This window comes from Halorubrum lipolyticum DSM 21995 (assembly GCF_000337375.1).
Taxonomy (GTDB): domain Archaea; phylum Halobacteriota; class Halobacteria; order Halobacteriales; family Haloferacaceae; genus Halorubrum; species Halorubrum lipolyticum.
Map to the genome: position 1 here is coordinate 41,158 of NZ_AOJG01000006.1, position 18,574 is coordinate 59,731.

General features: G+C 71.7%; 21 protein-coding genes. 13 read left to right on the forward strand and 8 right to left on the reverse strand.

Translation table 11 applies throughout. From position 1 onward, the window contains the following. Positions 1–32 precede the first annotated feature (32 nt). The 4 genes from C469_RS01905 to C469_RS01920 all read left to right on the forward strand — a co-directional run bounded on the left by C469_RS01905 (position 33) and on the right by C469_RS01920 (position 3,137). Positions 33–431 (forward strand): hypothetical protein, encoded by a 399-nt coding sequence (locus tag C469_RS01905; protein ID WP_008003349.1) that lies wholly within the window; start codon positions 33–35, stop codon positions 429–431. Beyond that, complete coding sequence (locus tag C469_RS01910) at positions 428–994, forward strand: MOSC domain-containing protein (protein WP_008003351.1); 567 nt, start codon at positions 428–430, stop codon at positions 992–994. The genes C469_RS01905 and C469_RS01910 overlap by 4 nt, the downstream gene beginning before the upstream one ends. Before the next feature lie 74 nt (positions 995–1,068). After that, positions 1,069–2,241: an MFS transporter gene (locus C469_RS01915; RefSeq protein WP_008003353.1), complete on the forward strand. Its 1,173-nt coding sequence runs from the start codon at positions 1,069–1,071 to the stop codon at positions 2,239–2,241. Positions 2,242–2,351: 110 nt separating this feature from the next. Beyond that, a complete protein-coding gene (locus tag C469_RS01920) occupies positions 2,352–3,137 on the forward strand; it encodes a PHP domain-containing protein (protein WP_008003355.1) in 786 nt (261 codons plus the stop codon). A 9-nt stretch (positions 3,138–3,146) separates the two neighbouring features. Here the strand turns inward: C469_RS01920 and C469_RS01925 are convergent, their stop codons facing one another. The 3 genes from C469_RS01925 to C469_RS01935 all read right to left on the reverse strand — a co-directional run bounded on the left by C469_RS01925 (position 3,147) and on the right by C469_RS01935 (position 5,078). Beyond that, positions 3,147–3,890 carry a ThuA domain-containing protein gene (locus tag C469_RS01925; protein WP_008003357.1) on the reverse strand — a complete coding sequence of 248 codons (744 nt, stop codon included), beginning with the start codon at positions 3,888–3,890 and terminating at the stop codon, positions 3,147–3,149. Between the two features lie 205 nt (positions 3,891–4,095). Next, the gene (locus C469_RS01930) at positions 4,096–4,656 is read right to left on the reverse strand and encodes a thioredoxin family protein (RefSeq protein ID WP_008003359.1); all 561 of its coding nucleotides are present in this window, start codon (positions 4,654–4,656) and stop codon (positions 4,096–4,098) included. Between the two features lie 59 nt (positions 4,657–4,715). Next, positions 4,716–5,078 (reverse strand): hypothetical protein, encoded by a 363-nt coding sequence (locus C469_RS01935; protein WP_008003361.1) that lies wholly within the window; start codon positions 5,076–5,078, stop codon positions 4,716–4,718. A 172-nt stretch (positions 5,079–5,250) separates the two neighbouring features. Between C469_RS01935 and C469_RS01940 the strand changes: the two genes are divergently transcribed. After that, complete coding sequence (locus tag C469_RS01940; protein ID WP_008003363.1) at positions 5,251–5,436, forward strand: hypothetical protein; 186 nt, start codon at positions 5,251–5,253, stop codon at positions 5,434–5,436. Positions 5,437–5,498: 62 nt separating this feature from the next. After that, positions 5,499–8,093 (forward strand): response regulator, encoded by a 2,595-nt coding sequence (locus C469_RS01945; RefSeq protein ID WP_008003365.1) that lies wholly within the window; start codon positions 5,499–5,501, stop codon positions 8,091–8,093. Positions 8,094–8,193: 100 nt separating this feature from the next. Here the strand turns inward: C469_RS01945 and C469_RS01950 are convergent, their stop codons facing one another. Continuing rightward, entirely contained in the window at positions 8,194–8,592 is a 399-nt protein-coding gene (locus tag C469_RS01950) for an OsmC family protein (protein ID WP_008003367.1), read from the reverse strand. 120 nt (positions 8,593–8,712) lie between these two features. Beyond that, a complete protein-coding gene (locus tag C469_RS01955) occupies positions 8,713–9,435 on the reverse strand; it encodes a metal-dependent hydrolase (RefSeq protein WP_008003368.1) in 723 nt (240 codons plus the stop codon). Between the two features lie 247 nt (positions 9,436–9,682). Between C469_RS01955 and C469_RS01960 the strand changes: the two genes are divergently transcribed. The 7 genes from C469_RS01960 (at position 9,683) to C469_RS01990 (ending at position 15,401) form a co-directional block, all read left to right on the forward strand. Next, positions 9,683–10,789, forward strand: coding sequence for a sensor histidine kinase (locus C469_RS01960; protein WP_008003369.1), 1,107 nt, complete (start codon positions 9,683–9,685; stop codon positions 10,787–10,789). A gap of 45 nt (positions 10,790–10,834) precedes the next feature. After that, the gene (locus C469_RS01965; RefSeq protein ID WP_008003370.1) at positions 10,835–11,914 is read left to right on the forward strand and encodes a zinc ribbon domain-containing protein; all 1,080 of its coding nucleotides are present in this window, start codon (positions 10,835–10,837) and stop codon (positions 11,912–11,914) included. A 58-nt stretch (positions 11,915–11,972) separates the two neighbouring features. After that, positions 11,973–12,716, forward strand: coding sequence for a fumarylacetoacetate hydrolase family protein (locus C469_RS01970; RefSeq protein ID WP_008003371.1), 744 nt, complete (start codon positions 11,973–11,975; stop codon positions 12,714–12,716). 123 nt (positions 12,717–12,839) lie between these two features. Then, positions 12,840–13,934 (forward strand): histidinol-phosphate transaminase, encoded by a 1,095-nt coding sequence (gene hisC, locus C469_RS01975; protein WP_049910921.1) that lies wholly within the window; start codon positions 12,840–12,842, stop codon positions 13,932–13,934. Next, positions 13,931–14,476 carry an adenylate kinase family protein gene (locus C469_RS01980; RefSeq protein ID WP_008003373.1) on the forward strand — a complete coding sequence of 182 codons (546 nt, stop codon included), beginning with the start codon at positions 13,931–13,933 and terminating at the stop codon, positions 14,474–14,476. Before hisC ends, C469_RS01980 begins: the two co-directional genes overlap by 4 nt. 26 nt (positions 14,477–14,502) lie before the next feature. Continuing rightward, on the forward strand, positions 14,503–15,105 hold the full coding sequence (locus C469_RS01985; RefSeq protein WP_008003374.1) for a CDP-alcohol phosphatidyltransferase family protein: 603 nt from the start codon (positions 14,503–14,505) through the stop codon (positions 15,103–15,105). 74 nt (positions 15,106–15,179) lie between these two features. Beyond that, entirely contained in the window at positions 15,180–15,401 is a 222-nt protein-coding gene (locus tag C469_RS01990) for a type II toxin-antitoxin system HicB family antitoxin (protein ID WP_008003376.1), read from the forward strand. A 37-nt stretch (positions 15,402–15,438) separates the two neighbouring features. Here C469_RS01990 and C469_RS01995 read toward each other — a convergent pair whose 3' ends face one another. From C469_RS01995 to C469_RS02005, 3 genes are read right to left on the reverse strand one after another with little or no spacing between them, the layout of a single operon-like run. Beyond that, complete coding sequence (locus tag C469_RS01995; RefSeq protein ID WP_008003378.1) at positions 15,439–16,764, reverse strand: P-loop NTPase; 1,326 nt, start codon at positions 16,762–16,764, stop codon at positions 15,439–15,441. 37 nt (positions 16,765–16,801) lie between these two features. Beyond that, the gene (locus C469_RS02000; protein ID WP_008003380.1) at positions 16,802–17,638 is read right to left on the reverse strand and encodes a HEAT repeat domain-containing protein; all 837 of its coding nucleotides are present in this window, start codon (positions 17,636–17,638) and stop codon (positions 16,802–16,804) included. After that, entirely contained in the window at positions 17,635–18,570 is a 936-nt protein-coding gene (locus C469_RS02005) for a phosphate ABC transporter permease (protein ID WP_082230086.1), read from the reverse strand. The genes C469_RS02000 and C469_RS02005 overlap by 4 nt, the downstream gene beginning before the upstream one ends. Between the last annotated feature and the right edge of the window lie 4 nt (positions 18,571–18,574).

An 18,574-nucleotide genomic window follows, 5' to 3' on the forward strand; every position in this document is an offset into this window, starting at 1 on the left:
ACGTTGATTACCGTCCGCCCCGCAGATCGGTCGTGACCACTCATCCCGCATCGCTCTCCGACGGCGCCGACCCCGGGCCGGGCGCGGACGCCGACGACCGGCGGTTCGACGGGCCGTGGCTGCGCTTCCTCGCGGTCGCCGCCGGCGGCTGGACGCTCCTCTACGCGCTCGACTGGGCCCTGTTGACGGCCGGCACCCCTATCGGCGCCGCCGTGGGGTTCGCGCACGGCTACCTCCTCGCGCCGCTCGCGACCGCGGCGGTCCTCCTCGACGCGCTCTCGCTCGCCGAGCGGGGCGTCGCCGACTTCGGCCTTTTCAAATGGCTGTACGCGCTCGTCGCGCTGGTCGCGCCGCCGGTCGCGGTCGTCTACTACGCGCACCGCGAGTGGCTGAAACCGGGCGATCCGGCCCTGCTCGGGGGACCGAGATGACGGGGGAGTCCGCCGGCGGTTCCGTGGCGTCCCTCGTCACCGCCCCCGAGAGCGGCGCTCCGCCCGAGCCGCGTGACGCGGTCGAGATCCGTCCGGACGGGGTCGCGGGCGACCGCTACCGGCTCGGCGAGGGGACCTTCCAGCTCGACGCCTGCGCGGTCACGCTCGTCGCCGCGGAGGCGCTCGCCGCGGTGCGCGAGGAGACCGGGATCGACGTCTCCGACGGTCGCCACCGGCGGAACGTCGTCGTCGACGGGTTCGGCGACGGGATGGACGACCTGCTGGACGCGACCGTCGCGGTCGGCGACGCGCGCCTCCGACCGACTCGCCGGCGACCGCCCTGCGCGCACGTGGAGGCGCTGGCGGGCGAGGAGGGACTGGCCGGGGCGCTGACAGACCGCGGCGGGCTCTGCTGTGACGTGATCGAGCCGGGCCGCGTCGCCGTCGGCGACCCCGTCAGCGTCGCGGAGCCGGATCCCGAGACCGCGGGCGCCGCGATCGCGGACCGATTGCGAGCGCGCGCATCCGACGGCCCCGACCGCGCCGATTCGCACGGGGAGTGACCCCCGGCCGCGGCGTCGTCCGGAACCGAAAGCGTTGACCGCGGACCGGACCGACGACTCGCCGTGACCGTCGGATGAGCTGGCGGTACCGCCACACGGTGCTGTCGCTGTGTATGCTCGCGTTCCTCGTCACCTACTTCGCCAGACTGGCGATCAGCCCCGTCGTCCCGCTGATCGTCGAGGACTTCGCGGTGTCGAACACCGCCATCGGTGTCGCGCTCTCCGGGATGTGGCTGGCGTACGGCGCCGCCCAGTTCCCCAGCGGCGTGCTCGCGGACCGGTACGGGGAGCGGCGCGTCATCCTCGTCGCCGTCGGGGGGACGACGGCGATGAGCGTCGTGCTCGCGCTCGCGCCCGTCTTCCCCGCGTTCGTGCTGGCGGCGGTGCTGTTGGGGCTCGTCGCCGGGCTCCACTACGCCGTGGCGACGACGCTGCTCTCCCGGACCTTCGACGACATCGGGACGGCGTTCGGGCTCCACTCCGTGGGCGGGCCGCTCGCCGGGCTCGCGGCGCCCGTCGCCGCCGCGTGGGTCGGCGTCCGGCTCGGCTGGCGACCCGCGGTCGCGCTGGCCGCGCTGGTCGGCGCGCCGGTGTTCCTGCTGTTCGCGTGGCGCGTCCGCCCGACCGAACCCCGGCGCCCCGATCAGCCGATGCGGGAGCGGTTCGCGCTCGCGCCCCTGGTCGAACTCCTCTCGCGCCCGAGCGTCCTCCTCCCCCTGTTCGTCGCGATGGTCGGCACGTACGTCGTGCAGGGCGTGATGTCGTTTCTCCCGACGTTCCTCGTCGATTTCCGCGGGTACTCGCCGTCGGGCGCCGCCGGCGTCTTCTCCGCGTTCTTCGTCGTCCGCGCCGTCGCGCAGGTGGGGCTCGGTCGGTTCTCCGACAGCGTGAGCCGCGACGCCGCCATCGGCGGGGCGATGCTCGCGGGCACGGTCGGCATCGCCGCGTTCGTCGTCGGCCCCGGAGTCGCCGGCGTCGCCGTCGCGGTGCTTTTGGCCGGCACCGGCGCGAGCTTCTTCTCGGCGATCGACCCGCGGTTCATGGACGCGCTCGGCGACGCGGAGCGGGGCGCCGGGTTCGGGCTCGTTCGCACGGTGTATACCGTGATCGGCTCCGCGGGCTCGTTCGGCGTCGGGCTCGCCGCCGACCTGTTCGGCTGGGGGATTTCCTTCGCGATCCTGGCGGCCCTGTTCGGGGTCACGTTCGCCGTGCTCGTCGCGAACTGGGCGCTCGGAACGGGGTACTGACGAGGGAGCGGCGGCCCGGCGTGGACCGACGCGAGGTGGCGGCCGGCGGGCCGTGAGACGAGTTCGCACCCGACCCGAAACTACGAGTCGGTCCGGGACGAAATCGGGGTGTGCACGACTACCACGTCCATTCGAACTACTCGGACGGGGCGTTCCTCCGTCGGATGGTGGACGCCGCCGCCGACGCGGGGATCGACGGGGTGGGGATCGCCGACCACTGCAACGTCTCGCCCGACCCGAGCGCGGAGCGGTTCAAGCGCGCGCTCGGCTTCAACCTCGATCTCACCTACGAGCGGCGGCGCGAGGCGATCGAGCGGCTCCGTGCGGACCCCGGCGTCGACGTCGACGTGTTCGACGCCGTGGAGATGGACTACGACCCCGACCACGAGGGAGCGATCGCCGACTTCCTCGCCGAGGCGGGGTTCGACTACGCGATCGGGAGCGTCCACGAGCTCGACGGCGCGAACGTCCACGCGCGCTCGCACTTCGCCGACAAACCGGCCGACGAACGGCGGGCGCTGGTCGACCGCTACTTCGAGAAGCTGGTCGGGCTCGTCGACTCGGGGCTGTTCGCGATCGCCGCGCACCCGGACCTGATCGAGCGCAACCCCCACCTCCGCGGGTTCGCGACCGAGGACCACTACGCGGCGGTCGCAGAGGCGTTCCGGGACTCTGAGACCGTCCCGGAGATCAACGCCGGGCGGCTCCTCGACGACTACGGCGAGTTCCATCCGGCGCCCGCCTTCCTCGACCGGCTCGTCGACGCCGGGCTCCGAGTGAGCGTCGGTACCGACAGCCACGACCCGAGCGTCGTTTCGCCCCGGCTCGACGAGATCGAGGCCGAACTGGACCGGCGCGGGCTCGACCCCGTCCGGCCGGCGGAACTCGCCCGCTGAATCTCCTGCTCAGTGGACCGTCCGGTCGTCGTCGGTGTCGATCTCCTCGATCGGGTCGGCGTTACCGAAGTCGGGCGTCGGCCCGTCGCCCGGCTCCGCCCACTCGACGGCGTTCCGGAGCACCCGCCGCACGTCGTCGTCGTAGTAGATCGGGTACGTCTCGTGGCCGGGACGGAAGTAGAACACCCGCCCGTCTCCCCGGTGGTAACAGCAGCCGGAGCGGAACACCTCGCCGCCGGCGAACCAGGAGTTGAACACGAGCGCGTCCGGTGCCGGGATGTCGAACCGCTCGCCGTACATCTCCGTCTCGTCGAGCTCGATGTACTCGCCGACCCCGTCGGCGATCGGGTGCCCGGGTTCGACGGCCCACAGCCGCTCGGTCTCGGCGGCCTCCCGCCACTTGAGCGAGCAGCTGGTGCCCATCAACCGCTTAAAAATCTTCGAGTAGTGCGCGGAGTGGAGCACCAACAGGCCCATCCCGTCGAGGACGCGCTCGTGGACCCGATCGACGACCTCGTCGCGCACTTCGTCGTGAGCGGCGTGACCCCACCACGTGAGCACGTCGGTGTCGTCCAAGACGGCCTCGGAGAGCCCGTGCTCCGGCCCCTCGTCGAGGGTCGCGGTGCGGACCTCGTGGCCGCCCTCGCGGAGGGCGTCGGCGACGACCGCGTGGATCCCGTCGGGATACACCTCTGCGACGGCGTCGTTCTCGCGCTCGTGGCGGTACTCGTTCCAGACCGTGACGCGTGCCATGGGCCCGTTCGCCGTCGAACCGACTTGTAGGATCGCATTCTGGGGGTCGACGCGGTTGGCCGTTTATAAATAGGCTTCAAACCCTCGGGCCCGGTCCCGGCGCCGAGGCCGCCGCCCGACATCTTAAAAAAAACGACATCTTGAAAAAGCCTCGTCGCGCGCTCTCGCTCGGGTTGAATCCGGCCGGTTCTCGCTTGCCCGGCTCTCACTCCTCCGGCCACTTGATCGAACAGCCGCGCGAGGGGCGGTCCGGGACCTCGACTTCGTCGCCCGCGAGCACCGCGTCGACGGCGTCCCGGACGTAGAACTCGGTCGGCTCGTCGTCGGGGTTCAGCGCGTCGTCGAGCCGGCCGTGGTACCGGAGTCGGAAGTCGTCGCCGTCGCGACCGAACAGGAACGGGTCGGGGGTACAGACGGCGCCGTACGCGTCCGCGACCTCGCCGGTCTCGTCGCGGAGGTACGCGTCGTACGCGATCGTCCCGTCGGCGACGCGCTCGCGCATCGCCTCGAAGGAGTCGTCGGGGTACTCCTCGGCGTCGTTCGGGTTGATCCCCACGACGGCCAGGTCGTCGTACTCGGCCGCCAGCTCGTTGAGGAGGTCGAACTTCGCCTGCGCGTACGGACAGTGGTTGCAGGTGAACACCACGAGCAGGGCGTCCGCGTCGAACGAGTCGAGCGTGTGCGTCTCGCCGTCGGTGCCCGGCAGCTCGAACGCCGGCGCGGCGTCGCCCCGGTCGAGCTCCGAGTCGGATTCCATCGCGACCATACGCGCTCCTTCCGTCGCCGTCCCCAAAACCGTTCCGCGGGGTCGTCGCCGCCGGCGACTCACCGACCCGCACCGACGCGCCTCGCGGCGAGTCCGGCCGCGACGTGCGCGACGCCGACCGTCCCAAGCAGGCACCCGCCGACGGCGACGAGCGCCGCGAGCGCGAGCGACCACTCCCGGATGGGCCAGCGCGCCGCCCGCGCCACCGCGAGAGCGGTGACGGCCGTCAGCGCGACGAGCGTCGCTCCCGGAACCGCCAGCGGCGACGCCGCGCTCCGAGACGCGAGACCGCTCCGGGAACGGCCGGATCCGCGAGGTGGACGAGACCGCTCGCGGTCGCTCGACTGCCGCCGCCGGTTCGTCGGGTACCGCCGCCGGTTCGTCGGGCGTCGCCGCTCTATCGGATCGTCTCGCCGTCGCATGGGGCGGGTGGCCCCGGCATCCGCCCTAAACCGTCCCCCGTCGCTGCCCGAAACCGTCCCCCGTCGCTGCCCGAAACCGCCACACGTTGCGGTCGACCGCGGGCGCCTCGCCGGCGACCCCCGACCTGCCGCCGACTCGTGGCTTTTTGTTTCGAACCCTCCTAGACAACGTATGTCTCCCCGAGAGCCGTCCTACCGAACGCTCCGGCTGCTGTGCGCGAACGCGGTCGGTATGGCCGGGTTCCTGCTCGCGTTCGCGGTCGCCCGGGAGTTCGCGGTCGCGCTCGTCGCGGGGGCGATCATGGCGGCGATCGGGTACGCCGCGTCGAGCGCCGTCGTCGCGTACGCGTCGGCGTGACGACGCGACCTGACAGGTGAAATGAAAATAGTTACCATGTCGGAGAGCCGACACGCAGACAGATGACGGAACGGGACGAACGCCGGTCGGACGCGCTCGCGGCGGACGGGCGGTCCGAGCCGGCGCGGGTGCTCCTCGTCGCCGACCGGCCGGACGTCGGAGACCGCGCGGCCGCGGCCATCGAAAACCGCGCCGACCGGATCGACGTGACGCTGGCCGCCGACGCCGCCGAGGGGCTTGACCTCGTCGACGCCGGCGAGGTCGACTGCGTCGTCAGCGGCTACGACCTCCCCGAGATGGACGGCGTCGAGTTCCTCCGCGCCGTCCGCGACCGCGACCGCGACCTCCCCTTCCTGCTGTTCACGGCCCGCGGATCGGAGGCGATCGCGAGCGAGGCGGTCGCCGCGGGTGTCGACGAGTACCTCCCGGTGGGCGACGGCGGTGAGACCGACTCCGCCGGTACCGACGACCCCTACGCGACGCTCGCGTCCCGCGTCGACCGCGCCGTGTCTCGGTCGCACACCGAGCGCCGGGTGACCGAACACCTCGATCGGATGACGGACGCGTTCTGCGCCCTCGACGACTCCTGGCGGCTCACGTACCTCAACGAGCGGGCGGCGACGCTGCTCGACCGCGACGTCGGGGACCTGCTCGGCGAGCGGATCTGGGACCGGTTCGAGACGCTTCGCGGGACCGAGATCGAGGAGCGGTTCCGCGAGGCGATGGCGACCGGGGAGCCGACCGCCTTCGAGTTCCGCTTCGACGCCCCCGACCTCGAACTCGCGATCGACGCCTATCCCTCCGACACCGGGCTGTCGGTGTACTTCCGCGACGTGACCGAGCAGCGCGAGCGCGAGCGCGAGCTCCGCGAGCTCTCAGAGCGGTTCCGGCTCGCGGTCGAGGGTGCCGACGTCGGGGTCTGGGACTGGGACCTCACGACCGACGAGGTGCGGTTCGACGAGCGGTGGGCCGGCATGTTGGGGTACGACCAGTCCGAGATCGCCTTCGAGCTCTCGGAGTGGGAGGAGCGCGTTCACCCCGACGACCTCGGCGAGGTGTGGGCGGCGCTGGAGGCGCACTTCGCCGGCGAGACGGAGTACTACCAGTACGACCACCGGATGGAGACGAAGGGGGGCGACTGGAAGTGGATCCGCGACCGCGGGCGCGTCGTCGAGCGCGACGAGGACGGAGCGCCGGTCCGCGCCGTCGGGATCCACATCGACGTGACCGAGGAGAAGGAGCGCGAACGCGATTTGGAGCGGTACCGACGGCTCGTCGACGAGCTTCCCAACTCCGTGGCCCTGTACGACGCCGAGGGGCGGTTCTCGGTCGTCAACGACCGGATCGCAGAGGTGTACGACGCGAGCCGCGAGGAGCTCGTCGGTCGGCGGAGCCCCCTGTTACGGCGGCTCCGGGAGACCCGCGAGGGCGACCCGTTCGCGGCGCTGGTCGCGGGCGACCGCGAGACGCTGTCGGGGACCGTCGAGCTCGACATCCCCGAGCGGTCCGACGCGATCATCGACTTTTCGCTGCGGCGGCTCGTCATCGACGGCGAGTTCGACGGCGTGCTCGGTATCACCCGCGACGTGACCGAGGAGCGCCGGCGCCAGCGGGAGCTCGAACGCACCTCGGCCCGGCTGGAGGCCCTCTACGAGGACTCGCCGGACATGATCGATATCCACGACGAGGCGGGCGAGATCGTGGACGCGAACCCGGTGATGGCGGCCGAGCTCGGCTACGACCGCGAGGAGCTCGTGGGGATGGACGTGTGGGAGATCGACGCGGAGCTGGGCCCGACGGAGGGGACCGACCTCTGGCAGGGCATCGAGATGGGCGAGACGCGTCGGATAGAGACGGCCTTCCGACGGGCCGACGGCACGACGCTGCCGGTCGAGGTACAGGTCCGGCGGGTCGACGTGCAGGGCGAAGACCGGTTCCTCGCCACCAGCCGCGACATCTCGGAGCGGAAGGCGTACGAGCGCCGGATCGAACGCGAGAACGAGCGGCTCGACGAGTTCGCCTCGATCGTCTCGCACGACCTCCGGAACCCGCTCAACGTGCTCTCCGGCTACCTCCGTCTCGCCCGGGAGACGGGAGAGGAGTCGTACTTCGAGCGCTGTGAGTCCGCGCTCGACGAGATGGAGCGGCTGATCGACGACGTGCTCACCCTCGCCCGGCAGGGCGACGCCGTGGGGTCGGTCGACCCCGTCCCGCTCGGCGAGCTGGCGACCCGCCACGCGAACGACGTGTTCGGCTCGATCGAACGGGACGGCGGAACCGACGGGGGAGGCTCCGGAGACGGACCGGGCGATTCGGCGGCGGTCGTCGTCGAGACCGAGGGCGACGTGCTGGCGGACCCCGGCCGGCTCAAGCGCCTGCTTCAGAACCTCTTCCGGAACGCGGCCGAACACGGCGGGGACCGCGTCGTCGTCGGCGACCTCCCCGAGGGGTTCTACGTCGAGGACGACGGGCCGGGGATCCCCGAGGACCGGCGCGACGAGGTGTTCGAGAGCGGCCGCACGACCTCCGAGTCGGGGACCGGCTTCGGGCTCGCCATCGTCGAGCGCATCGCGGAGGCCCACGGCTGGGAGGTGACGCTGACGGAGGGGGAGGAGGGCGGCGCTCGCTTCGAGTTCACGGGCGTCGAACGGTGCTGACGATCCGCTTGTCGACGACGGTCCCAGGCCTCTCGAATCGGGTGGGTCGGCGCGAAAAAACGGGTGAACCGTCGGATCGTCGACGCGCTTACGCCGCGGCTCAGAACGCGCCCGGGTAGACGCTGACGTCGGCGTGGAGCTCGTCGCGCAGCGCGCTGTGGACGTGACAGATGCCCTCGGCGCGCTCGGCGATGTCGGCCGCGGTCTCGTCGTCGAGGTCGGCCTCGACGTGGACGTCGAAGGCGATGGCCTCGAGGTCGTCGTCGTCATCGAGCTCCGCGCTCGCGTCGATCTGGACCTTGCCGAGCTCCTCCTCGCCGCGCTGGCTCCCGCCGACGCGGAACGCGGGGAGGTAACAGGAGGCGTACGTGGCGACGAGCGCGGCGTTCGGGTTCGGCCCGGTCTCGTCGGTCGCGTCGATCTGCAGGTCGAACTCGCCGACCTGACTCGTGCAGGCGTAGCCCTCCTCGGAAACGGTGGATGTCTCGATGTCTGCCATGGTCGTTCTTCGATTCGGTCTCGCGGGGATAAAGGTTATCGGCATCGGAACGTCGGGGGCGCGAGACGGGGCGTATCGAGCGACGACGCCCGCTGCGATCGCGGCTGCCCCGGTCGGTCTCTACTCCAGCACGTACGTCTCGTCGCCCTCGAGGACGACCGGTTCGGCCGCGGCGCCGGCCGCCTTCACCTCGTTGACGAACTCCTGCGTCTCGATCTCGATCGGCGGGAACGTGTCGTAATGCATCGGGAACACCACGTCGGCACCTACCCAGTCGGCGGCGATGCCGGCCCCGGCGGGGCCCATGGTGAAGTGGTCCCCCGCGGGGAGCGCGGCGGCGTCGGGCTCGAGGTACGGTGCGATCACGTCGACCATCTCGGACATCAGTCCGGTGTCGCCCGCGTGGTAGAACGTCGTGCAGTCGGCGTCGGACTCCTGGGTCGGCTTCTTGTCGCCGATCACGAACCCGGCCGGCATCCCGGCGGAGGTGCCGTAACCGGTGTCGATCCCGTTCGAGTGGTCCGCGCGAACCATCGTCACCCACGCGTCGCCGCACTCGGCGGTGCCGCCGATGTTCATCCCCATCCCGCCGACGGCCTCGTCGTGGCCGAAGGTGTCCTGAATGTAGCCCGTCAGCTCCGGGGTGGCGACCACCGTCGCGCCCTCGTACCGGTCCGCGTCGGCGATGTGGTCCGCGTGTCCGTGGGTCAGGAGGAGGTAGTCCGGATCGAGCTCCTCCGGGTCGACGTCGGTCTTCGGGTTGTCGAAGTACGGATCGATCAGGAGTTCCGTGTCGTCGACGACGACGTGCCACGTCGAGTGGCCGTGCCAAGTGAGTTCCATGATACGGCTTGTACGTCTCATCGAGTCGTAATAAAAGCCGACGCCGCGGATCCGGAAGCGACGCGGTGAGAAGTCGGATCCGCGAGCGACGCGACAAGAAGGCGGCCGATGTCCCCGGTCCGTCCCCTTTCTGCCGGCTGTTTTCGGCGAACGATCAGTTCTATCGAGATCGATCGCAATATCTTCCCGCGACTACACGCTTAACAGCGGAATCGGCCTACGGACTCCGTGACAGTGGAGCCTCGACATGGCGCGTGAGACCGTCGACGGACGCGTCGACGGCGAGCCGGTGAGCGACCGGTATCGTCACCTCATCGAGCACGTTCAGGACGCGGTCGTCGAGTTCGGTCTCGTCGACGGCGAACCCGTCGTCGTCGGTGTCAACAGGGCGTTCGTGGACGTCTTCGGCTACGAGGCCGACGAGATACGCGGCGAGTCGCTCAACGAGTGGGTCGTCCCCGACTGGAAGCTCGCGGAGGCGGAGGACCTGGACGCGAACACCGCCTCCGGCGAGGTCAACTACCGGCAGGTGACTCGCGAGACCGCCACCGGACTCCGCGAGTTCTTGTACCGCGGGGTTCCGTACGCCGTGAGCGAGGGCGGTGAGGGCGGCGAGGGTGACCTCGACGGCGGTTTCGCCGTCTACACGGACCTCACCGAGGTGTCCCGGAACGAGCGCCGCCTGGAGGTGTTGAACCGGGTCCTGCGGCACAACCTCCGGAACAACGCCAACATCGTCGCCGGGCACACGACGCGGCTCTTGGCCGAACTGGACGATCAGGGCAGCGAGACGACCGACGTGGCGGCGACGATCGAGCGGGCCGCCCACGAGCTCGAGCGGCTGGCCGAGGAGGCCGGCCACATCCGTCGCGTCCTCGAGCATCCGACGGACGAGGCGACCGACATCGACCCCGAGCCGATAGTTCGATCCGTCGTCGACGACCACCGAGGGCGGGCGCCGAGCGCCGCGCTCGAAGTCGAGGTCTCCGACGTCGGCTCGGTGATGGCCGACAGCCGCCTCAGATACGCGATCGACAGCCTCGTCGACAACGCGATCGAACACAACCCGCGCTCGGAGCCGCGGGTTCGGCTCCGGATCGGAGGCGCCGAGAACCCCCCGGACGCGGCGTCCGGCGAGTGGGTCGCGATCCACGTCGAAGACGACGGGCCGCGGATCCCGGCCGCCGAGCGGGACGTGATCCTCGACGGGTCGGAGATCACGCCGACACACCACGGCAGCGGGCTCGGTCTCTGGCTCACGGAGCTGACCGTCGAGACGTTCGGCGGGGAGCTCTCCTTCGGCGCGAGCGACCTCGGCGGCAACGACGTGTCGATCCGGCTGCGCCGATCGTGAGGGGCGGGAGAGGAGTTAACCGCCCGCCGCCCGAACCGTCTGCCGATGCCCTCCGAGCGGAACGCCGTCCCGCCGACCGATCGGTGTCGCGAGTGCGGTCGGGCGGTCGCGTCCGAGACGAACTTCTGTCCGGAGTGTGGCGCCGACCTCGGCGACCCGTCCGCCCCCGCGTACTGCCCCGAGTGCGGCGACCGGTTCTGTTCGAACTGCGGTGGGGCGCGGTCGGGCGGCGAGTCGACCGCGACCGCGTCCGGCCGATCGAGCGGGGAGAGCCGGTCCCCGTCCGGCCCGACACCGCCTCCGCGAGAGAGCGACCGCGCCTTCCGCCGCCGCGTTCAGGACCACCTCGACGCCGGGTGGGAGATCGAGCGGGACGACGGCGACCGCGTCGTCCTCGTCGACAGGGGGGTCGGATCCGTCGGCGTCCACGTCCTCCTACTGTTCATCACCGGCGGCGTCGGGAACCTGCTGTACGGCTGGTGGCACTACTCCAAGCTGGCCGAACGGCGTCGGCTCGTCCGCGGCGACGCGACGCCCGCGCGCGCCCCGTCGAGTCGCGAGGCCGGCGGACGGGTGGAGACCGTCTCCGCGTACCTCCTGACCGGGCTGCTGTTGCTGATCGGCGGTTGGATCACGGCCATCAGGGCGACGAGCGGCTCGCCGCCCGTCGCGCTGGTCGGAATCGCGTTCGCCCTGCTCAGCCTCGGCATGGTTCCGGCCGTCCAGCGGCGCCTCGACCGCCGGCACGGGATCTCGACGTTCGGCCGTCGGAAGACGGTGGATCACCGGGTGATTCGCCCGCCCGAGTCCGTCGACGAGCCCTGCGTCGTCTGCGGCGAGCGCATCGAGCGCGGGCTCGTCAGGCGGCGCCGCGACGAGACGGTCGTCGCCGGCTTCCCGGTTCGGACGCATTCGATTCGCCACAATCACTACTGCGTCGACTGCGCCCGGCGAGAGGTGTTCGACGGGGGGAGCGCGGGACCGGACTCCACGTCGGAGTTTCAAGTCGGCGCCGATTCCGAGCCTCATGCCGACCTCGATACCGACTCCGACCTTGACACCGACGCCGACGCCGATCCCGCGGTCGAATCTGACGCCGATCCCGCGGTCGAACGGGACCGATAGCCCCGTCCCGCTTGCCTCTCCGGGAACGCTTTTCGGGCGGCCGCCCGATCCGAGAGACATGCACCACGCACGGTTCCGCGACCCGGCCGGCTCGATCCGCGAGGGGACGTACGACCCCGAGACCGACACCGTCGCCTTCGCGGGCGAGGCGTACGCCCTCGACGACCCCGCGATCGACGTGCTCCCGCCCGCGGAGCCGACCAAGATCGTCTGTATCGGCCGCAACTACGCGGACCACGCCGCCGAGCTCGACAACGAGGTGCCGGACCGACCGCTCCTCTTCTTGAAACCGCCGAACGCGCTGGCGAGCCACGGCGACGAGATCGCGGTCCCCGCGGGGAAAGACCGGATCGACTGGGAGGCCGAGATCGCGGTCGTCATCGGCGAGCAGTGCAAGTCGGTCGACGCCGCCGACGCGATGGACGTCGTCGCCGGCTTCACCTGCATGAACGACGTGTCGAACCGCGACGACCAGAACCGCGAGCAGAACTGGGTGCGGGGCAAGGCGTTCGACGGCGCCGCGCCGCTCGGCCCCGTGCTCGCGACCCCCGACGAGGTCCCCGCCGACGCGAGCGTCGAACTCCGGGTCAACGGCGAGACGAAGCAGTCGAGCGACCGCTCGCACCTCATGTTCGACGTGCCGACGCTGATCGAAGAGATCACGACCTACCTCACCTTGGAGCCGGGCGACGTGATCTCGACCGGCACGCCCGAGGGCGTCGGCGCCCTCTCGGACGGCGACACCGTCGAGGTGGAGGTCGAGGGCGTCGGGACGCTCGAACACGACGTGCGGGTCCCCTGACGCCGTCCGCACCGCTCGACCGACTTCGTTTCACCCTCCGCCGTGCCGCCCGGTCCCACACCGCGTTTCCGGTGAACGACCGGTTCGGCCACTCTTAAGAGCGCCCCGCCCGGATTCACGCGCATGCAACCACGGGATCTCTCCGATCACTCGCCGTACGTGCCGGGTCGGGGCGTCGAGGAGGTCGCCCGCGAGCGCGGGATCGACCCCGACGACCTCATCAAGCTCTCCTCGAACGAGAACCCGCACGGCCCGAGCCCGGCGGCCGTCGAGGCGATCCGGGAGCACGCCGACCGCGTGAGCGCCTACCCGAAGTCCTCGCATACCGACCTCACCGCGAAGCTGGCCAAGAAGTGGGACGTGTCGACCGAGCAGGTGTGGGTCTCTCCCGGCGCCGACGGCTCGATCGACTACCTCTCGCGGGCCGCGTTGGAACCCGGCGACGAGGTCCTCGTCCCGGAGCCCGGCTTCGCCTACTACGCGATGTCCGCCCGGTACCACCACGGCGAGGTCTCGGAGTACGCGCTCTCGCCGGACGACGGCTTCGCGCAGGACGCCGAGACGGTGCTGACCGCCTACGGCGGCGAGCGGATCGTCTACCTCACCTCGCCGCACAACCCCTCGGGGTCGGTGATGCCGCTCGACGAGGTGCGGGCGATCGCGGACGCGACCGCCGAGGAGACGCTCGTCGTCGTCGACGAGGCGTACGGCGAGTTCGCCGCGGTCGACAGCGCGATCCCGCTGGTCGACGAGCGCGACGACGTGGCGGTGCTCCGCACCTTCTCGAAGGCGTACGGCCTCGCCGGGCTCCGGATCGGGTACAGCGTCGTCCCGGAGGCGTGGGGCGAGGCGTACGCCCGCGTCAACACCCCGTTCGCGGCGAACGAACTCGCGTGTCGAGCCGCGCTCGCCGCCCTCGACGACGAGGACCACGTCGCGGAGTCGGTCGAGACGGCGCGCTGGGCGCGCGAGTACATCGCGGCCGAGCTGGACGCCCCGACCGTCGAGTCGGCCGGGAACTTCGTGCTCGCCGAGGTCGGCGACGCGGAGCGGGTCGCCGAGGCGGCCCAGGAGCGCGGCGTGATAATCCGCGACTGCACCTCGTTCGGGCTCCCGAACCACGTCCGGATCTCGACCGGCACGCGCGAGGGGACCCGCGAGGCCGTCGATAGGCTCAACGAGACGCTCGCCGACCTCGGGCTGGGTGTCCGGGCGTGAGCGGTGCAGATCGATCCGGCTCGGACTCCCCGCCGATCCGCGTCGCGGTCACCGGCACTCCCGGCACCGGCAAGTCGACGGCGACCGACCTCCTCGCCGACGAGTACGACGTGATCCACCTCAACGATCTTATAAAAGAAGACGACGACCTCTGGACCGAGCGCGACGCCGACCGCGACACGCTCGTCGCCGACCTCGACGCGGTCCGCGAGCACCTCGGCGACTGGTCGGGCGTGCTCGACTCCCACCTCGCGCACCGGTTCGACGCCGACCGCGTGATCGTTCTCCGGTGTCACCCCGAGACGATCGAGGCGCGGCTCCGCGAGCGGGGGGAGTCGGACGCGACCGCCGAGGAAAATGGTGAGAGCGAGGCCCTCGACGTGATCCTCTCGGAGGCGGTCGCCGAACACGGCATCGAGAACGTCTACGAGATCGACACCACCGACCGCGATCCGGCGGCCGTGGCCGACGCGATCCGCGCCGCGATCGAGGGCGACCGCGAGCCGAGCGCGGGGACCGTCGACTTCATCGAATATATATGAGTCCGCCGCGACGGTCGGATCGATAGATGACCCTCGACCAGTACCGTTCCGTCGCGGACCGCCTCCTCGGACCGTGGGTACGCGCCGCGGCCAAGATCGGGCTCTCGCCCGATCAGGTGAGCGTCCTCGCGTTCGTCGCCGCGGTCGCCGCCGCCGGGGCGTTCGCGGTCGGCGAGCCCGTCTTTTATATACTCGGGGCGGTCTGCGTCCTGCTCAACGGCTGGCTCGACATCGTCGACGGCGCGCTCGCGCGGCACCTCGAGGTCGCCTCCGACGGCGGCGACCTGCTCGACCACGTCCTCGACCGCTACGCCGACATCGCGGTGATCGCCGGCTTCACCGTCGGGATCGGGGCGTACGCGCTCGGCTTCGTCGCGGTGACCGGCGTCCTGATGACCTCGTACATGGGCACCCAGATCCAGGCGGTCGGCATCGGCCGCGAGTACGGCGGCCTGCTCGGACGCGCCGACCGGCTCGCACTGATGGGGGTCGTCGGCCTCGTCGCCGCCGTCTACTCGGCGCCGGTCGTCGCCGGCCTGAACGTCGTCGGCCTCCTGCTCGCGCTGTTCGCGGCCGTCGGCCACCTCACCGCGGTTCAGCGGTTCCTCGGCGCGTGGCGCGATTTATAAGGATCGACGGACTCACGCCCCGAAAGAGCGATCGCCCCGAACCATTTTAACGTCTTGACGAGGTGCGGCTAGCTATGGCCCGAGCTGATCCGCGAGACTCGGACTCTCTCACCCGAGATATCAGACTGATCGAGAATCCGGACGGGCAGTGGACGGCTCGAGACCTCCGCGCCGAGGTGACGGCACAGGGTGAGAGCAGGGACACCGCCCTTGACAACCTCGAGGCTGTCGTCGAGGCGGTGGAAAACGGCGGCGGGGCCCCGTCGACCTGTGAGTGGATCGATCGGAACCGCTGAGGCGATAGGGTCCCCTCTAGCGGGATTTGTAATCTGATTACGGCCGCGTCGCCCGCGCGAACCACGTCTCCGGGTTCTGCCGCTTGACGCGGAAACTCGGGAGCTCCTCGGCGTCGGCCAGACCGAGCAGGAACCCCCTGACCGGCGCGGGGTCGCGGTCGCTCACGATGAGACACTCCTCGCCCGAGCCGAGGCCGCGGAACCGCGCTGCGACGCGCTCTTTGCGGGTCTCCGGGTCGAGTCCGCGCAGGTCGACGGCGTCTTCGGGCGGCTCGACCGACCAGACCGCCTCGTAGCGCTCGTCGACGGCGGCGGCCAGTTCGTCTGCGTGTTCGGGGAGCGCGTCGGCCCTCGGCGCCGGCGTCGACTGCAGCTCCGGGTCGAACGGGAGCTCCGCGAGGACCGGCAGGTCGAGCGCCTCGATCGGATCGTCACCGCCGAAGAGGTCGTGGGGCGCGCCGCACTCGCCGCAGACGAACTCGCCCATGTTCGAGACGACGCCGAGGACGGGCACGTCGTTCCCCTCGAACAGCTCCAGCGCGCGCCCGGTGTCGGAGACCGCCGCGTGGAACGGCGTGGTGACGAGGACGACCCCGTCGACCGGCACCTCTTGGAGGGTCGTCAGCGCCACGTCGCCGGTCCCCGGCGGCATGTCGACGACGACGGTGTCCGGGTCGCTCCACGCGGTCGTCTCGAACAGGTCCGAGAGCGCGTCGTGCGCCATCGCGCCCCGCCACGCGAGCGGGCCGCCGTCCGAGAGCAGCGCCACGCTCATCACCTCTAGCCCGCCGACGTCGACCGGGACGGGATTCCCCTCGTCGTCGCTGTAGACGGGGCCGCTCGCGCCGAGCACCTCCGGGACGTTCGGGCCGTAGATGTCGGCGTCGAAGAGGCCGACAGAGGGTGACGCCCGACCGCCGCCCCGACGCGCCGCGAGCGCGCAGGCCAGCGTCGTCGCGACCGTCGTCTTCCCGACGCCGCCCTTCGTGCTCGCGACCGCGATCACTCGGTCCGCGGTCTCGATCCCCGACGACCGCCCGTCGAGGTCCGGGCTGGGATCGGCCTGCTCGACGCGCGCGTTCGAGACGCCCGGCGCGTCGGAGGCCGCGCGCACCATGGCGGCCGACACGCGTTCGGCGGCGTCCCGCGGGAACTCCCGCAGGTCCGCGGTGACAGTCGCGGTCCCGTCCGCGACCGTCACGTCCTCGACGAGGCCGGCCTCGAACGCGCTCACGCCGGCGTCCGGGTCCCGGACCTCTCGGAGCGCGGCCTCCACGGCGTCGGCGGGCGATTCCTGAGCGGGCGATTCGTCGGCGTCGGCTGCATCGTCGGCATCGTCGATTTCTGCGGTGGAATCTGTCATGGTGTTGGTGTCGCTGTCGGTTCCGGACGCGAGCGGCTCACAGGTCCGGCCGGCGGTTGAGCGCGCTCTCGCCGGGTAGGTCGGCGCTGTCGTTTTCGGTCCCGCCACTGAACTGCCGCCGGAACTTCCCCGCGTCGGCGTCGAGCGCGCGGACGGCGGTGCTCCGCACGACCTTCGGCTGCGTCTCGTCGCTCGCGACCGCCTCGAGGCGGGACGCGGCGCGGTCGTCGTCGACGCCGGCGAGCAGGTGGACCGCCCACTCCCGGAGCCGCTCGCTGTCCGCGTGCGACAGTTCCAGCAGGACGGGACACAGCGCCTCGCCGCGCAGCTTGAACAGCGAGACGGCCGCGTTCCTGACGACCGCGTGGTGGTCGTCGTCGAGCGCCGCCTCGATCGTCGCCGCGTGCTCGCTCCGGTCGATCCGGTCGAGCGCGACGACCGCCTCGGCGCGGACCCACGGGTCGGAGTCGTCGCACGCCGCGACCGCGGCCTCGCCCGCCCGCTCGCCGCCGAGCTGGCCGAGCGCCTCGACCGCGAACTGGCGCACGTCGGCGTCGCCGTCAGTGAGACCGCGTTCGGTCAGCGCGTCGAGAGCGGCCTCGGTCGGTCGCCCCTCGCCGAGCGCCAGCGCGGCCCGCCGGCGCGCGACGGGGTCGCCGTCGACGAGGTCCGCGATCTTCTCGGCAACGTCGGTCCCGCGGAGCGGCGCCGTGTCGGTCGCCTGTAGCTCTCGCGGGCTCGCGTCGCCGATCGTCACGTCGCGGCTCACCTCGATGTCCTCGAGCCCGTCCGGCTCCTCGCCGAACCCCGGGCTCTCCTCCGGGTGGACTCGGGGGTCAGTGGGTCCGTCGGTCGCCTCGTCCGGGTCTCTCATCGGGCGCTCACCCCGCTAGCGCCCGGTGAATCCCTCGCGTCCGGCTCGTCTGGCTCGTCCGGCGCGCCGAAGAGCCCGTCGGCGTCGAGCGTCGCGAGCGCGGCGCCGAGACACACCGCGGTCGCGGCCCCCGGGGTCGCCGGGACCCCCGAGAGCAGCAGCAGGACCGCGCCGACCGCGAGCCACGCGTCGCGCTTGCGGACGCCGGCGACGGCGGCCGCGACCCCGCCGAACGCCGCGGTCGCGACGAGGACGTGCGGGCTCCCGACGACGGCGAACCCGACGAGCAGCGCGCCCCCGGTGACGTACGGCGCGGCGGCGCTGGCGCCGACGACGCCCACGAACGCGGCCGCGCCGGCGACGAGCGCGACCGGGTCGCCCTCGGCCCGGACGGCGAGGAGGGTCACCCCCGCGAGGAAGGCGACGGATCCGGCCGCCCGGAAGGGAGATCCGACGATGCCCGCGGTCGCGGCGAGCGAGAGCCCGGCGGCCGCCGCGAACGCCAGCGCGACGACGCTGCGCCGGAGATCGACGTAGGCCGCCGGCGTGCCCAGCGCCCGGGCGAACGCGATCGCGGCGCCGGTCGGGACCGCGACCGCCGCGGCGACGGTCGCCCCGTCGGAGACCGTCGCGAGCACGCCGAACACGCCGGCGAACAGGAGGCCCACGCGAACGACGGGGCGGTCCGTCGAGAGCGCGACCGAAGCGAGCGCGACCCCGGCCGCGACCCCCGCGACGGTACTCACGGCGGGGACCGCTCCGGACGGGACTCCGGCCGGCTCGACCGGCGCGTTGTACAGCACGCGGACCGCAGTTGCGACGCCTACGGCGACGGCGGCGAGCAGCCCGATCGACCCCACTCGGCCGCCGAAGCGACCGGGGGAGCGCGGCGAACTCGCTCGCGCGCTCGCGTTTCGTGTCTGCGAACTCACGGGC

Coding starts and splice junctions, on each gene's coding strand:
- C469_RS01910 (WP_008003351.1), top strand. CDS start 428: ATGACGGGGGAGTCCGCCGGCGGTTCCGTGGCGTCCCTCGTCACCGCC.
- C469_RS01915 (WP_008003353.1), top strand. CDS start 1,069: ATGAGCTGGCGGTACCGCCACACGGTGCTGTCGCTGTGTATGCTCGCG.
- C469_RS01925 (WP_008003357.1), bottom strand. CDS start 3,890: ATGGCACGCGTCACGGTCTGGAACGAGTACCGCCACGAGCGCGAGAAC.
- C469_RS01930 (WP_008003359.1), bottom strand. CDS start 4,656: ATGGTCGCGATGGAATCCGACTCGGAGCTCGACCGGGGCGACGCCGCG.
- C469_RS01935 (WP_008003361.1), bottom strand. CDS start 5,078: ATGCGACGGCGAGACGATCCGATAGAGCGGCGACGCCCGACGAACCGG.
- C469_RS01940 (WP_008003363.1), top strand. CDS start 5,251: ATGTCTCCCCGAGAGCCGTCCTACCGAACGCTCCGGCTGCTGTGCGCG.
- C469_RS01945 (WP_008003365.1), top strand. CDS start 5,499: ATGACGGAACGGGACGAACGCCGGTCGGACGCGCTCGCGGCGGACGGG.
- C469_RS01950 (WP_008003367.1), bottom strand. CDS start 8,592: ATGGCAGACATCGAGACATCCACCGTTTCCGAGGAGGGCTACGCCTGC.
- C469_RS01955 (WP_008003368.1), bottom strand. CDS start 9,435: ATGGAACTCACTTGGCACGGCCACTCGACGTGGCACGTCGTCGTCGAC.
- C469_RS01960 (WP_008003369.1), top strand. CDS start 9,683: ATGGCGCGTGAGACCGTCGACGGACGCGTCGACGGCGAGCCGGTGAGC.
- C469_RS01965 (WP_008003370.1), top strand. CDS start 10,835: ATGCCCTCCGAGCGGAACGCCGTCCCGCCGACCGATCGGTGTCGCGAG.
- C469_RS01970 (WP_008003371.1), top strand. CDS start 11,973: ATGCACCACGCACGGTTCCGCGACCCGGCCGGCTCGATCCGCGAGGGG.
- hisC (WP_049910921.1), top strand. CDS start 12,840: ATGCAACCACGGGATCTCTCCGATCACTCGCCGTACGTGCCGGGTCGG.
- C469_RS01985 (WP_008003374.1), top strand. CDS start 14,503: ATGACCCTCGACCAGTACCGTTCCGTCGCGGACCGCCTCCTCGGACCG.
- C469_RS01990 (WP_008003376.1), top strand. CDS start 15,180: ATGGCCCGAGCTGATCCGCGAGACTCGGACTCTCTCACCCGAGATATC.
- C469_RS01995 (WP_008003378.1), bottom strand. CDS start 16,764: ATGACAGATTCCACCGCAGAAATCGACGATGCCGACGATGCAGCCGAC.
- C469_RS02000 (WP_008003380.1), bottom strand. CDS start 17,638: ATGAGAGACCCGGACGAGGCGACCGACGGACCCACTGACCCCCGAGTC.